General features: G+C 71.8%; 17 protein-coding genes. 11 read left to right on the forward strand and 6 right to left on the reverse strand.

The genetic code is table 11. The features are described 5' to 3' along the window. Nucleotides 1-754, forward strand: a 754-nt coding sequence (locus tag KGQ19_RS28005; RefSeq protein ID WP_212014112.1) for an MFS transporter, incomplete at its 5' end; no start/stop codon positions are given. A 79-nt stretch (nucleotides 755-833) separates the two neighbouring features. On the opposite strand, the gene KGQ19_RS28010 is transcribed toward KGQ19_RS28005, so the two are convergent. Both KGQ19_RS28010 and KGQ19_RS28015 read right to left on the reverse strand, forming a co-directional pair. Further along, entirely contained in the window at nucleotides 834-2,108 is a 1,275-nt protein-coding gene (locus tag KGQ19_RS28010; protein WP_212014114.1) for a flavin-dependent oxidoreductase, read from the reverse strand. Between the two features lie 76 nt (nucleotides 2,109-2,184). Then, nucleotides 2,185-2,784 carry a TetR/AcrR family transcriptional regulator gene (locus KGQ19_RS28015; RefSeq protein WP_212014116.1) on the reverse strand — a complete coding sequence of 200 codons (600 nt, stop codon included), beginning with the start codon at nucleotides 2,782-2,784 and terminating at the stop codon, nucleotides 2,185-2,187. A gap of 37 nt (nucleotides 2,785-2,821) precedes the next feature. Between KGQ19_RS28015 and KGQ19_RS28020 the strand changes: the two genes are divergently transcribed. From KGQ19_RS28020 to KGQ19_RS28040, 5 genes are all read left to right on the forward strand, one after another. Further along, nucleotides 2,822-3,619 carry an alpha/beta fold hydrolase gene (locus KGQ19_RS28020; protein WP_212014118.1) on the forward strand — a complete coding sequence of 266 codons (798 nt, stop codon included), beginning with the start codon at nucleotides 2,822-2,824 and terminating at the stop codon, nucleotides 3,617-3,619. A 152-nt stretch (nucleotides 3,620-3,771) separates the two neighbouring features. Next, complete coding sequence (locus tag KGQ19_RS28025; protein WP_212014120.1) at nucleotides 3,772-4,674, forward strand: SPFH domain-containing protein; 903 nt, start codon at nucleotides 3,772-3,774, stop codon at nucleotides 4,672-4,674. 18 nt (nucleotides 4,675-4,692) lie between these two features. Next, on the forward strand, nucleotides 4,693-4,989 hold the full coding sequence (locus tag KGQ19_RS50060) for a type II toxin-antitoxin system antitoxin (protein WP_230419557.1): 297 nt from the start codon (nucleotides 4,693-4,695) through the stop codon (nucleotides 4,987-4,989). Beyond that, the gene (locus tag KGQ19_RS28035) at nucleotides 4,986-5,942 is read left to right on the forward strand and encodes an ABC transporter ATP-binding protein (protein ID WP_212014128.1); all 957 of its coding nucleotides are present in this window, start codon (nucleotides 4,986-4,988) and stop codon (nucleotides 5,940-5,942) included. The genes KGQ19_RS50060 and KGQ19_RS28035 overlap by 4 nt, the downstream gene beginning before the upstream one ends. After that, nucleotides 5,939-6,712, forward strand: coding sequence for an ABC transporter permease (locus KGQ19_RS28040; RefSeq protein WP_212014137.1), 774 nt, complete (start codon nucleotides 5,939-5,941; stop codon nucleotides 6,710-6,712). The genes KGQ19_RS28035 and KGQ19_RS28040 overlap by 4 nt, the downstream gene beginning before the upstream one ends. On the opposite strand, the gene KGQ19_RS28045 is transcribed toward KGQ19_RS28040, so the two are convergent. Beyond that, the gene (locus tag KGQ19_RS28045; protein ID WP_212014139.1) at nucleotides 6,690-7,661 is read right to left on the reverse strand and encodes a LysR family transcriptional regulator; all 972 of its coding nucleotides are present in this window, start codon (nucleotides 7,659-7,661) and stop codon (nucleotides 6,690-6,692) included. The genes KGQ19_RS28040 and KGQ19_RS28045 overlap by 23 nt on opposite strands. Nucleotides 7,662-7,736: 75 nt before the next feature. Between KGQ19_RS28045 and KGQ19_RS28050 the strand changes: the two genes are divergently transcribed. The 3 genes from KGQ19_RS28050 (at nucleotide 7,737) to KGQ19_RS28055 (ending at nucleotide 8,759) form a co-directional block, all read left to right on the forward strand. After that, nucleotides 7,737-8,249 carry a cupin domain-containing protein gene (locus KGQ19_RS28050; RefSeq protein ID WP_212014148.1) on the forward strand — a complete coding sequence of 171 codons (513 nt, stop codon included), beginning with the start codon at nucleotides 7,737-7,739 and terminating at the stop codon, nucleotides 8,247-8,249. 125 nt (nucleotides 8,250-8,374) lie between these two features. Beyond that, nucleotides 8,375-8,509, forward strand: coding sequence for a hypothetical protein (locus KGQ19_RS51250; protein ID WP_268907984.1), 135 nt, complete (start codon nucleotides 8,375-8,377; stop codon nucleotides 8,507-8,509). 34 nt (nucleotides 8,510-8,543) lie between these two features. Further along, nucleotides 8,544-8,759, forward strand: coding sequence for a hypothetical protein (locus tag KGQ19_RS28055; protein WP_212014150.1), 216 nt, complete (start codon nucleotides 8,544-8,546; stop codon nucleotides 8,757-8,759). Nucleotides 8,760-8,811: 52 nt separating this feature from the next. Here KGQ19_RS28055 and KGQ19_RS28060 read toward each other — a convergent pair whose 3' ends face one another. From KGQ19_RS28060 to KGQ19_RS28070, 3 genes are all read right to left on the reverse strand, one after another. Further along, nucleotides 8,812-9,270: an Lrp/AsnC family transcriptional regulator gene (locus tag KGQ19_RS28060; RefSeq protein ID WP_212014153.1), complete on the reverse strand. Its 459-nt coding sequence runs from the start codon at nucleotides 9,268-9,270 to the stop codon at nucleotides 8,812-8,814. Between the two features lie 76 nt (nucleotides 9,271-9,346). Beyond that, nucleotides 9,347-10,417, reverse strand: coding sequence for a Glu/Leu/Phe/Val dehydrogenase dimerization domain-containing protein (locus KGQ19_RS28065; protein WP_212014155.1), 1,071 nt, complete (start codon nucleotides 10,415-10,417; stop codon nucleotides 9,347-9,349). 184 nt (nucleotides 10,418-10,601) lie between these two features. After that, the gene (locus KGQ19_RS28070; RefSeq protein ID WP_212014163.1) at nucleotides 10,602-11,558 is read right to left on the reverse strand and encodes a MarR family transcriptional regulator; all 957 of its coding nucleotides are present in this window, start codon (nucleotides 11,556-11,558) and stop codon (nucleotides 10,602-10,604) included. Between the two features lie 86 nt (nucleotides 11,559-11,644). Between KGQ19_RS28070 and KGQ19_RS28075 the strand changes: the two genes are divergently transcribed. Together KGQ19_RS28075 and KGQ19_RS28080 are read left to right on the forward strand one after the other, a co-directional pair. Continuing rightward, a complete protein-coding gene (locus KGQ19_RS28075) occupies nucleotides 11,645-12,331 on the forward strand; it encodes an NADPH-dependent F420 reductase (protein ID WP_212014165.1) in 687 nt (228 codons plus the stop codon). A 97-nt stretch (nucleotides 12,332-12,428) separates the two neighbouring features. Then, nucleotides 12,429-13,313: an SDR family oxidoreductase gene (locus KGQ19_RS28080; RefSeq protein ID WP_212014167.1), complete on the forward strand. Its 885-nt coding sequence runs from the start codon at nucleotides 12,429-12,431 to the stop codon at nucleotides 13,311-13,313. Nucleotides 13,314-13,354: the final 41 nt, after the last annotated feature.

Here is a 13,354-nt window from a genome sequence, read left to right on the forward strand (position 1 = left end):
GGTGGGGGTCGGCGGGTGCTATTCGATCGACGCGCTGTCGTTCGCTGCCGCCCTCTACGGCGCGTATCGGCTGCCGCGCATGGTGATGCGGACGGAGCAGGCGCCGCGCGCGGGGCTGCGGGCCGTGGCCGACGGGCTCAGCTATCTGATGCACACCGCGCCGGTGCGCGGGGCGCTGCTCACCGACCTGGCCACGACCGTGCTGACGATGCCGATCAGCCTGTTCCCGCTGATCAACGCCGAGCGCTTCGGCGGCAACCCGCGCACCCTGGGCCTGTTCCTGGCAGCGATCGCGGTCGGCGGGGTCACCGCCTCGGTCTTCTCCGGCGCCTTCACCCGGCTCCCCCGCCCCGGCGCCGTCATGCTGCTCGGCTCCTCGATCTGGGGCGCCTCGCTGCTGCTGCTCGGCCTGGTCCCGAACGCCTGGCTGGGCCTGGGGTGCCTGGCGGTCGCCGGGGCCGCGGACACCCTCGCGGTGGTCTCGCGCAGCACGGTCGTGCAGTTGAACACGCCCAACGAGATGCTGGGCCGGGTCGCCGCCGCCGAGCAGATCGCCGGGCAGGCCGGGCCGGAGCTGGGCAACCTGCGGGCCGGCCTGACCGCCGCCGCGACGTCCGGCAGCGTGGCGCTGGTGAGCGGCGGCGTGCTGTGCCTGGCCGCGCTCGCGCTGATCGTGGTGAAGACGCCGCAGCTGCGGGAGTTCACGCGACCGGTGGCCGCGGCCGAGCCGGCGCAACCGGTCGGCGTGGCCTGAGTCGGCCGTCGGCCGTCAGGCCGGTGGCCGCCGGCTACTGGCCACTGGCCAGTAGCCACGAGCCCTCAGCCGCCAACCATCAACCATCAACCCCCACCGACAACGAAGCCCGCGCGTTCAGCCGCTCAGCATCAGTCCCCGTCGTACTCCCGAACGCCGCACCGATCTCCGTCAGCTCCGCCGCGCTCAGCACGTCCTCGATCGCGTCGAACCCGCGCGGAGCCCGGTCGGCGACCAGGTTCAGGATCCGGTCCATCGGGAACGAGCGGTTGGCCCGCACGATGTCCGCCGTGGCCGGCCGCCGCAGCGCCTCATACCCGGCCAGCCCGGCGACCGGGTCGTCCCGGTGCCGGGCCAGCAGGTATGCCAGGTGGCGGGCGTCCAGGATCGCCTGCGAGCCGCCGTTGGACCCGATCGGATACATCGGGTGCGCGGCGTCCCCGAGCAGCGTGACCCGGCCCCGGCCCCAGGACGGCAGCGGGTCCCGGTCGACCATCGGGTACTCCAGGATCCGCGGGCTGGCGGCCATCAGCTCGCACACGTCGACACCGGCCATGTTCCAGCCCTTATAGTGCGGCAGGACGTCCACCAGCTCGCCGGCGCGGTTCCAGTCCGGCGGCCGCACGTCCTCGGCGTCGACCCGGACCTCGGCGACCCAGTTGATCAGCACCCTTCCATGCTCGCCGCGCGGCGGGGACACCGGATACGCCACGAACTTGGCGGCCCGGTTGCTCCCGGCCCACATCATCGTCCGGCCGGTCAGGAACGGATCGCCCTCGACGCACCCGCGCCACATCGTGATGCCGCTCCACCGCGCCGGCCCCTCCTCCGGGTGCAGCTGCGCCCGCACCGCCGAGCGCAGGCCGTCGGCCCCGATGACGACGTCGGACTCGACGGTCCCCGGATCCTGCCCCTCCCGGCCGCCCAGCCGGCTCACCACCCCATCAGCGTCCTGCGACAGCTCGACGAACGCCTTGGACGTCAGAACACTGTCAGGCCCCAGCCGCTCCCGCACCGCACCCAGCAACATCGTCTGCAACTCGCCGCGGTGCACCGAATACTGCGGCCACTTGTACCCGGCCGCCACCCCGCGCGGCTCGTGCCAGATCCGGTTCCCGAACACGTCCATGATGACGACCTCGGCGGTCGGCACCGCCATCCGCGCCAGCTCCGGCCCGAGCCCGAGCTCGGTCAGCTCGCGGGTGGCGTGGGGCAGCAGATTGATTCCCACCCCGAGCGGCAGCAGCTCGGCGGCGGCATCGATGACCTGGACCCCGGCCCCGAGTCCCGCGGCGTGCAGGCTCAAAGCCGTGGTGAGCCCGCCGATCCCGGCACCGACGATGAGTATCTTCACAGTGCTCCCTCGATAGAACGATCAGCACCGGTATACCGCTCACGGCGCCGCGTCGCGAAACACCAGACAGCCGGATTCACGCCACGAAACAGCCGATCGCCAGGCGCGCGCCCGCCAACAGTTCCGCCCGCGTGGCTCCGAGGTTGGATTGCACGGACAGACCGTGCCAGACGGCCTGGACGAGCCCGGCGAGCGTGCTCGCCGAAGTGGCGGCGGGCAGCTGCCCTTCGCCGACGGCCCGCTCGATCCGCGCGCGCAGCGCCCGCTCGTTCGCCCGGTGCAGATCGGCCAGGTAGACGCGGACGTCGAGGGTCTGCGGCCCGTCGGTCATGACGGCGCTGCTGATCAGGCATCCGGGGTGCCGGTCGGTCGGCTGGGTGAACTCCTGGACCGAGCGGGTCAGGATCTGCTCCAACACGACGCCGATGTCGTCCTCGGCGATCGCCTGCTCGTAGATCTGCCGATAGCGCTCGGCATAGGTGTGCACCGCCTCCTGGAACAGGTCCGCCTTGGTACCGAAGGCGCCGTAGAGGCTGGAGGTGGAGATCCCCAGCGCTTCGGTCAGCGTCCGGGTCGAGGTGCCCGAGTAGCCGAACCGCCAGAACAGGCGGGCGGCGGCCAGGATCGCCTGGTCGCGGTCGAAGGCGCGGGGACGGCCGCGCTGCGCTGGGGCCATGTTTGGCATTGTAGAGCGTTCGCTCCATAATCACATTATGGAGCGAACGATTCAGAAAACCATTCCGGTGCCGGCCGACGGCCGGGTCACCGTCGACGTCTACGGCGACGCCGACCCCGGCAGCGCGGGCCTGGTCGTGGTCCCCGGCGTCATGAGCGACGCCCACACCTGGCGGCACGTCGCTCGCGCGATCACCGCGTGGCCGTCGGTCGCCGTCCTCAACCGGCGCGGACGCACGCCGTCGAGCCCGTTGCCCCGGGACCACACCCTGCGGACCGAAGTCGAGGACCTCCTCGCGGTCCTGGACCGCCTCGGCGGCGAGCGGACGCTGTTCGGCTGGAGCTATGGCGGCCTGATCGCCCTGACGGCCGCGACCGAACGGCCGGTCCGGCACGTCATCGCCTACGAACCGGTGATCGCGCCCTTCGCCCGCGCGGAACTGCCGGCGCTGCGCGCCGCCGCCGAGGGCCGGGATTGGGACCGCAGCGTCGACATCGTGAACACCCGGGTCTCCGGCTTCGCCCCGGACCACGTTCAAGCGCTGCGCGCGGACCGGCAGGGCTGGTCGGCCCTGCGCCGCCTCAGCGAACCGCTCTACGCGGAACTGGCGGCGCTCAACGCGTCCCAGCCGCCCGAGGCGCTCGCCCGCCGGGCCGAGCGGATCGACTTGATCATCGGGGAAGCCGACCAGGGCACGGAACCCTACGGCACGTCCTTCGACCACGTACGGCAGCGCCTGACCGCGCCGCGGGTCCAGGTGTTGCCGGGCCAGGGCCACCTCGCCCACGTCACCGGACCGGCACTGCTGGCCCGCACCCTGGACGCTCTGGCCTGAACCACCGAACCACTGAACCACCGAACCGCTGGGCACGCGCCACCCCGAAGCACTTGCTTCGGTGTAAAAGTGATATCACTTTGCTAGAGTTTTCTTCGAGAGCATCAGCTCCCTCAAGAGCACCGAGGCCACGGGTCCAAGGAGTCGTCCCCATGTCCATCAACCCCGCTCCGCAGCCGCCCGGCGCACTGGCACCGCCGGCACCACCGGCCCTGACGGAGCGCCCCGCCTGGAACATCCCGGGCTGGGCTCCGCTGATCCTGGCCGTCGTCGCGATCGTCGTCACCATCGCGGCGAGCGGCGCCGCCCCGGCGGTGCACGCCGTCCTGATCATCGCCGCCGTGATCCTGCTGGTCGGGCTCACCCCGGTCGCCCCGGGCCGGGCCCGGGTCATCGCGCTGTTCGGCCGCTACGACGGCACGGTCCGCACCACCGGCCTGCGCTGGGTCAACCCGATGACCACCCGGCGCCAGGTCTCCACCCGGGTCCGCAACCACGAGACGGCCACGCTGAAGGTCAACGACGCCGACGGCAATCCGGTGGAGATCGCCGCGGTCGTGGTCTGGCAGGTGCGGGACACCGCCGAGGCCGTCTACGCCGTCGACGACTTCGTGCGGTTCGTCGGCATCCAGGCCGAGACCGCGGTCCGGCACACCGCCACCAGCTACCCCTACGACGCCCGCGGCGAGGGCCAGATCTCGCTGCGCGAGCACGCCGAGGAGATCACCTCGCAGATGTCGCGGGAGATCGCGGCCCGGGTGGCGCTGGCCGGGATCGAGGTGGTCGAGTCGCGGATCACCCGGCTGTCCTACGCCCCCGAGATCGCCCAGGTCATGCTGCGCCGGCAGCAGGCCGAGGCGATCGTGGCCGCCCGGCAGCGGATGGTGCAGGGCGCTGTCGGGATGGTGCGCGGGGCACTGGAATCGCTCGGCGAGGAGAACATCGTGGAGCTCGACGAGGAGCGCAAAGCCGTGATGGTCAGCAACCTGCTCGTCGTGCTGTGCAGCGAGCAGTCCACGCAGCCGGTGGTCAACACCGGCACGCTCTACCAATAGGAAGGCGACCGCCCGCCTATGGCCGACCGCAAGCAGATCCTGCTGCGCCTGGACCCGGCCGTCCACGACGCTTTGGCCCGCTGGGCCGGGGACGAGTTGCGCAGCACGACCGCCCAGATCGAGTACGTGTTGCGCCAGGCCCTGTCCCAGGCCGGCCGGCTGCCGTCGAACGTCGGGAAGATGCCCCGGCGCGGGCGGCCACCGAGACCGGCCGAGGAGACCGACCAGGCCGACCGAACCGAACGAACGGACCAGACCGACCGAACGGATCAAACCGACCAGACCGATCAGACCGACCCCGAGGAGGGGCGATGACCGCCACGATGGACGACCCCGTACTCGTCGTCGACAAGCTCACCAAAACCTTCAGCTCCCGCACCGCCTACTCCGACGTCACCTTCAGCGTGGGCCGCGGCGAGGTCTTCGGCTTCCTGGGCCCGAACGGCGCCGGCAAGACCACCACGGTCCGCAGCCTCGGCACGCTGATCACGCCGACGTCCGGCAAGGCGACCGTGGCCGGGCTCGCGCTGAACGCCGAGAACGCCGTCGAGATCCGCAAGCGGATCGCGATCATGACCGAGGCGCCGGGCCTGTACGGCCGGCTTTCGGTCACCGAGAACCTGAAGTACTTCGTCGGGCTCTACCATCTCCCCGACGGCGAGCAGCGGATCAAGAAGGCGCTGGAGGCCGTCAACCTGACCGACCGCGCGCAGGACATCTGCAGCAGCCTGTCCAAGGGCCTGCGCCAGCGCGTCGGCCTGGCCCGGACCCTGCTCAACGACCCGGAGATCCTGTTCCTGGACGAGCCCACCTCCGGCCTGGACCCGGTCGCCGCACGCGGGGTGCACGACCTGATCACCGGCCTGCGGGACCGCGGTGTCACGATCTTCTTCACCACCCACCGGCTGGCCGAGGCCGAGGCGCTGTGCGACCGCGTGGCCATCCTGAACACCACCCTGCGCACCATCGGGCGGCCCTCGGAGCTGCGCGAGCAGCTGTTCAACAGGGGCCTGGTCGTGATCACCGCGGCCCCGCTGGCCGATCCGGCGCGGGTGTTCACCGGGCTGCCCGGCGTCCAGAGCTGGGAGTCCGACCCCACCGGCGGCTACCGCCTGGCGGTCAGCGATCCGGCGGTGGCCGCCCCGGAAGTCGTCAGGGCCCTGGTTCACGCCGAGGCCGACGTGCTGTCGGTCGGCGAATCCCGGCACTCGCTGGAAGACGTCTATCTGGAGCTGGTCAACGAGGACGTGGAGGCGAACCAGCGATGAGTGCGATCAGAGCGTTCCAGGCGGTGCGGTCCGGCCGCATCGACAGCCACCGAGTGCGGGCCGTGCTCCGCAAAGAGGTGACGGACTACCGCCGCAACCGGTTCGTCCTGGGGACGATGACGGTCCTGCCGATCCTCTTCCTGGTCAACCCGATCATCAACATCTTCACCGCGCCGACCACCGTCTCGCACACCGCCCTGGACGCCCGGGTCGGCTCCACGATGCTGTTCATGCTCCTGGTCCCGGTCATCCTGCCGGCCACCATCTCGGCCACCTCGATCGTCAACGAACGCGAACAGGGCACCCTGGAGCCGGTGCTGACCACCCCGGTCCGCAGCGAGGAACTGCTCATCGGCAAGGCCTTGGCCGCGCTGATCCCGGCGGTGGCCATCGCCTACACGATGCTCGGCATCTTCCTGCTGATGGTGAAGCTCTTCGCGCACCAGCAAGTCGCCGACGCCACCCTGGAGGGCCCGCGGATCCTGGCCCAGGTGCTGTTCATCCCGCTGTTGGCCGGCTGGGCGATCTGGGCCGGGCTGGCGGTCTCGGTGCGGGCCAACGACGTCCGGGTGGCGCAGCAGCTGGGGACGCTGGCCAGCCTGCCGCCGCTGGCGATCACGGCGCTGATGGCGTTCAACGTGATCACGCCGTCGTTCCGGGTCGCGGTGCTGTTCGCGGTGGGGCTGCTGTTGCTGGACGTGATGGCCTACCGGCTGATCGCGCCGATGTTCGATCGGGAACGGCTGATCACGGCCCGGGGGGCGAAGTAGGGCCGGGGCCGCCCCGCAGGGTGCCGCCGGGGTCGCCGGGGTCGCCGGGGTCGCCGGGGTCGCCGGGGTCGCCGGGGAGGGTTTCAAGGAGCGCATCGAGCAGCGCCCGCGCGAGCCCGGTCGGCGGTCGGCGGCCGGGCACGACCGCGCACAGGTCCCGATGGATCGGCGGCGTGATCGGGATGGCCCTGATCCCCGGCGATCCGGCGGGGATCGCTCCCGGCGGCAGAATCGCCGCCCCCGCGCCGTGCCGCACGAACTCCACCAGGTACTGGAGGTTGACCACCTCGGCGACGATCCGCCGGGCCAGACCGGAGTCGGCGCAGGCGACGGCGATCTGCGCCTCCATCCCGGAATCAAGCCGGTAGGCGACGAAGTCGTGATCGGCCAACGCCGGATCGGCCAAGCCGATCTCGGCGGCGTCGGCCAGCGGATCCCCCGCCGGGACGGCCAAGACCAGCCGATCGCGCCCCAGCCGGACCCGGGTCAGCCGGGAGTCGACCGGCCCGTCGACGAAGGCGATGTCCAGCTCGGCCTCGGCGACCGCGCGCGCCAGGGCACCGGCCGCGTCGTGCGTGAGCCGGACGGTCACCGCCGGATGACGGCGCCGGAACCCGGCCAGCGCGGCCGGCAGATCCACCACCCCGAAGGTCTGGATCGCGCCGACGTGCAGCCGGCCGTGCAGCACGCCCCGCACACCGGCCACCGCGTCCCGGCCGTCCTGGACCGCTGCCAGTGCGCGCCGGGCCGCGGGCAGCAGCGCCTGTCCGGCCGCGGTCAGCGTCACCTGGCGGTTGTCGCGCACGAACAGCGCGTCGCCGAGTTCGTGTTCCAGCGCGGCGATGGCGGCGCTCAGGCCGGACTGGCCGACGTGGACGCGCGCCGCGGCCCTGGTGAAGTGCCGCTCTTCGGCGACCGCCACGAACTGCTCCAGCTGCCTGAGCTCCATACATCGATTCTAGCGATGCATATCAGCGGCAACATCTGTTGGACCGATGATGTGGCTCGGAGTGAGGCTGGACCCATGACGAACCTGACGAACCACTGCGCTCCCAGCCCTGTCCCCCACCAGCCGGTCCTGATCCGCGCCGCCGAAGCCGAGCGCGTGCCCCTGATCGGCCACATCCTGCTGGCCGACGCCGACGCCACCGGCGGGGCGCTGAGCTCACACCGCGTCGAACTCGCCACCGGCGCGAACGGCGCGGTCCCGCATCACCACACCGCCTCATCAGAGCTCTTCTACATCCTCGACGGCCGGCTGGACGTCCTGGTCGGCACCGAGGTCCACACCGCCGACCCGGGCGACCTGCTGGTCGTGCCGCCGCACCTGGACCATGCCTTCGCCGCGCACCCCGGCTCCGCGGCCGAGGCGCTGATCGTGATCACCCCGGGCATCCAGCGCTTCGACTACTTCCGGCTGGTGCAGCGGACGCGGGCCGGGCAGGAGCCGGCCGGGACGCTGCGAGCCTCGCAAGAGCGGTTCGACACGTACTTCGTGGACAGTGCCGCTTGGCAGGCGGCGCGGGAGGCTGGGTGAGGTGGGCGAAGCTAAGTAAGGTGGGGGCGAGCCTGGGTGGCGCTGGGTGAGCCCCCGGGTGCGGGGCCCACAGGTCGACCGGCTACCGTTACCGGCGATACCGACCTGCGAAAGGCATGAACCCCATGGCGTCGAAGAAGGCCCCGGCTCAGCAGAGCAGCGCCAACATGAGCTATGTCGGCGCGAAGGAGATCACCCTGATCTTCCTCGCGATGATCGTGCTGGCCGGCTCCGCGGCGGCGTTCGCGCTACTTGGCTGACCATCCGGGACTCGACACTGACGGGAGCGGACCCATGGAAGGCATCATCGGCAAGCGGATCCTCCGGTGCTCCGACGGACATCTGTTCATCTCCTCCGAGACCTCGCGTCTGCTGCTGTCGCTGCACTTCGGCTCGCGGCGGCTGATGAAGTGCCCGGTCGACGGCCGGATGCGGATGATGTCGAACGTCGAGTCCAAGGACCTCCCGGAGAGCGAAGTGCTGCGCCTCATCGCGGAGAGCGACGGCTGAGGAGCGGACCGGCCGCTCCCCCGGCACCGCATCAACTCGCACCACGCCCCGGTCAGTCCGGCAGCCGCTCCGGCACCGCCTTGTGCACCTGCTTGAAGATCACCGAGGTCCGGAACCCGGTGACCTCACGCCGCTTGGCCAACCGCTCGCTCAGGAACATATGCAGCCGGTCCAGATCCGGCACGCCGACGTGCAGCACGAAATCATCCCCGCCGGACAGCACGAACGTACTCAGCACCTCCGGCAGCCCGGAGGCGAACTCCGAGAACGCGTCGATGACACTCCGACTCAGCGGCCTGATCTGCACCGCGACCAGCGCCTGCACCCCACGGTTGAGCGCCGCGGTATCGATCTCGGCGTGATAGCCGCGGATGACGCCGCGCCGAGTCAGGGACCTGACCCGCTCCAGGCACGTCGACGGCGCGACCCCGAGCGCGCGAGCCAGTTCCCGGTTCGACTGCCGCGCGTCGGCCTGCAGGAGGCGGACGATCTCCGCATCGAGTTGATCCATGGTCCGATCCTGGCAAAGTTCGGCCGCCGGGGCCCGCCGGCGACCCCCCGGCGGCGGCTGCTGCTGTCGTCGTCCGCTAGCCGAGATCCGGAGTCCCCAGCCGCGCCCGCACCAATTCCTCCGTCACCGCCGCGACCGTCACCCCGCCGCTGTCCGCGTCCTGCAACAGCCCGGCCACCGTGTGCTCGATTCCGCGAACCCGTTGCCGCGCCTCGTCTTCCGGGCGCTTGTCGAGCTCCACGGTGACGGCGTGGATCACGCCGCCGGCGCTGGCGATGTGGTCCGGGACCCACACGATGCCGCGCGTCTGGAGTGAATCAGCGACCTGCGGAACCGCCAGCTGGTTGTTGGCCGGCCCCACCACGGCGCGGCATCGCAACTCCGGCACGATCTGCTCGGTCAGCACCCCGCCGAGCGCGGCCGGGACGACGATGTCGACCTCGGCGGTCAGTGCCTCGTGCGGCTCGGCCCACGTCGCGCCGAGCCGATCGGCCAGCTCGCGCTTGCCCGCGTCGATGTCGCTGAGCACGAGTTCTGCGCCGGCTTCGGAAAGCAGTTCAGCGAGCCGCGATCCGACGTTCCCCAGCCCGACGACCGCCAGCCGCAGACCGCGCAGCGGCCCGGTCCCGTCCGCCGCGCCGCCGCCCAGCCGGGCGCCGACCGCCCGGAGCGCGGCGAGGGTCCCGTCGGCGGTGGCCGGGGAGGAGTCGCCGCTGCCGCCGTGCTCGGTCGGCTTGCAGAAGACGTGGCTGGTGCGCTCGCCGATCACCACCATGTCCAGGGTCGAGGTGCCGACATCGGGTGCGGTGGCGTACCGGCCGTCCAGCGCCTCGACGGCGTCGCCGATGTCGGACAGGAGGTCGTGCCTGCGATCCGGTGTGAGGTCGTACCCCTCCGGCAGCGCGACGACCGTCTTGCCGCCGCCGCACGCCAACCCGGCGGCAGCGAACTTGGCGGTCATCGCGGCCGACAGCCGCAACGCGTCCTCCAGCCCGTCCTGCCAGCGCGGATAGCGCCAGATCCGACAGCCGCCGGCGGCCGGCCCGAGCACCGAGGAGTGGACGGCGATGATGACCGGCAGGCCGGTGCGCGCGCCGCTGCTGATGACGACGGATTCGTGGTGGGGCCACTGCGGGGAACCGGGCATGGGAGGACCGCCTCTCGGACGAACGACCGTGTTGGTGACCCCACCTTCGGGCATCCGGCGGGTCGAACGGACCCCTGCCGAACGAATGACCGGAATCCCCCATCCCGATCGCCCGTCGGCGAACTTGGTTCGGCGGGCCGGGGTGGCAGCCGGTCAATCGTCCGGGTGGGAACCTTTCCCGCGCTTACAGCTGATGTTGCTGCACTCGCGGGGAAGGCGCGATGTCGGTGGGCTGCGGCTGGTCGCCGGGGCGCGGGCCGACGTCGAGCCGCAGGGTGGCCGGCGTCTTCTCCCCGCGCAGCACGCCGAGGGCCAGGACGCCCTTCTCGGCGGCGTTGTTGATGGCCGCGTACAGGCTGGCGATCGAGCGCAGCGGCTGTTCGTCGGCGCTGGTGAGCACGTCCCCGACCATCGTCCCGGCCTGCTCGGCCCGGCCGCCGGGCTCGACGGCGCGGACGATCAGGCCCACGGTCTCCGGCAGGCCGGCGGCCCGGCGGATGGCCATGGTGACGTGCGCGGGGGCCAGGGTGAAGCCCAGGCGCGGGAAGGTGGGCTCAGGGTTCGTGCCTTCCAGCGACACCAGCAGCACGCGGAGAAGATCAATGAGCTGATCGCGTTGCGCCGGGTCCAGGGCGGCCAGCAGCCGGTTCTCGGTGGCGATGTGCGCGGGGGTGACGCGTTCGAACAGCGCGATGCCCTGGGCGGTGAGGGCGACGCGGCTGTTGCGGCGGTCGGCCGGATCCACGTCGCGGGTGAGGAGTCCTCGTTCCACGAGGCGGTCCACCCGGGTGCTGATGGTGCCGGAACTGAGGTTCAGGGCCCGCATCAGGCGGCGTTGCGAGACGCCGTCGGGCTCGCCGAGGCGGCGCAGGGTGACGAGGCTGTAGAACTCGGCGGCGTTCAGGCCGTGCTCGGTGAAAGTGGTCTCAAGTTCGGCGTCGAAGGTGCGGTTCAGCCGGTTGACCCGGGCGAAGATCGCCACCGGGGACAGGTCGAGGTCGGGCCTGGTCTCGTGCCAGGAGGCGAGGAGGCGGTCCACGGAGTCCGCGGCGGCCTCGCCGCGCGCCGCCGACCGGCTCGGATCCGGATCCGGCCCCGAATCCAGCCCCGGCCTGGGCCTAGGCCTCGGTTTCGTACCCACAGCCTGACTCTACCCCCGATACCGCTTAGTGTATTAGCTTGGGCCCAAGCTAATACGCAGGCTGTTTCCGAACGGGTGGAGGCGTCATGAAGATCGGTGTCATCGGAGCGGGCCGGATCGGCGGCAACGCGGCGCGGCTGTGGGTCGCGGCCGGGCACGAGGTGCTGTTGTCCTTCAGCCGGGACCAGGCGCGGCTGGAGGCCGACGCCGCGAAACTGGGCGAGCGGGCCAGGGCCGGGACGGTCGCCGAGGCCGCGGCGTTCGGCGACGTGGTGTTCCTGTCGGTGCCGTGGACCCAGGTCGACGCGGCGCTGGCCGAGGCCGGTCCACTGACCGGGAAGATCGTGATCGACACGACCAACCAGTTCGGCCGCGAGGGCGCGCAGAGCCTGCCCGACGGCCAGACGGCCGCCGAGTTCAACCAGCGCCGGATGCCCGGCGCCCGGTTGGTGAAGTCGTTCAACACCCTGACCGCCGCGTTCCAGGCGAGCGAGGCCGGGCGCCCGGCCGAGCAGCGGGTGGTGCTGTTCATGGCCGGGGACGACGCCGAGGCGAAGCAGGTGGTCGCCGGCCTGATCGACGACGCCGGCTTCGCCGTCGCCGACCTCGGCGGGCTGGCGGATGCCGGGCCGATGGAGGCGCCGCGGCGCGCGGGGGCTTTGTATGGGGAGGAGTACCGGCCTGCCGAGGCGGCGCTGGCGGTGGCCGCGTTGCGGGCCGGGCAGGCTTTGCCCGCTACGCCTGACTACTCGGGTCACTCGGACGAAGGCTGAGAGCCCATCGCACGGCTGGCGGCGCTCGGCGCGCCCGCGCAATCCGGCCGTGCTTAGCCTGATCGCGTCCACAGGGGTCCCGATCGGGAGGTCTCGCATGCGGGTGTTCGTCACCGGCGCGTCCGGCTGGGTCGGCTCGGCCGTCGTCCCGGAACTGCTGGCGGCCGGGCACCAAGTACTCGGCCTGGCCCGCTCCGACGCGTCGGAGGCGGCGCTCACCGCGGCCGGGGCCGAGGCGGTGCGCGGCGAGTTGGGCGATCCGGACACCCTGGCCGCCGCGGCCAAGGGCTGCGACGGCGTGATCCACCTGGCGTTCATCCACGACTTCAGCGACTTCCAAGGCGCCATCGACGCCGACCGCACCGCGATCCAGGCGCTCGGCGGCGCGCTACAGGGCTCGGGCAAGCCGCTGGTCGTGACGTCCGGGACGCCGGCGGTCCCGGGCCGCGTCGCCACCGAACTCGACTCCGCGGCCCCCGACACCCCCGCGGCCGGCCGCGACGCCAACGCCCGCGTGGCCCTGGACTTCGCGGCCCGCGGCGTCCGGCCCTCGGTCGTGCGCCTCCCCCGCTCGGTCCACGGCGCGGGCGACAAGCACGGCTTCGTGGCCCGCCTGATCGGCCTGGCCCGCGACCGCGGCACCTCCGGCTACGTCGGCGACGGCGGCAGCCGCTGGCCGGCGGTCCACGTCAAGGACGCCGCGGTCCTGTTCCGCCTGGCGCTGGAGAAGGCCACGGCCGGCTCGGTGCTACAGGCGGTCGGCGACGAAGGCGTACCGACCGGCGACATCGCCGCGGTCATCGGACGCCACCTGAACCTCCCGACCGCCGCCCTGCCACCCGAGGACTTCGGCTTCCTCGGCCCGCTGCTCGCCACCGACCAGCCCGCGTCCGCGACGCTGACACGGCAGACGCTGGGGTGGGCGCCGGTGCGGCCGGGGCTGATCGCGGATTTGGATGAGGGGCACTACTTCGGGACGTGATATCTACTTCAGATATCTACGCACTGTCTCTGACGAAAGGC

Source organism: Catenulispora pinistramenti, from assembly GCF_018274385.1.
GTDB lineage: Bacteria > Actinomycetota > Actinomycetes > Streptomycetales > Catenulisporaceae > Catenulispora > Catenulispora pinistramenti.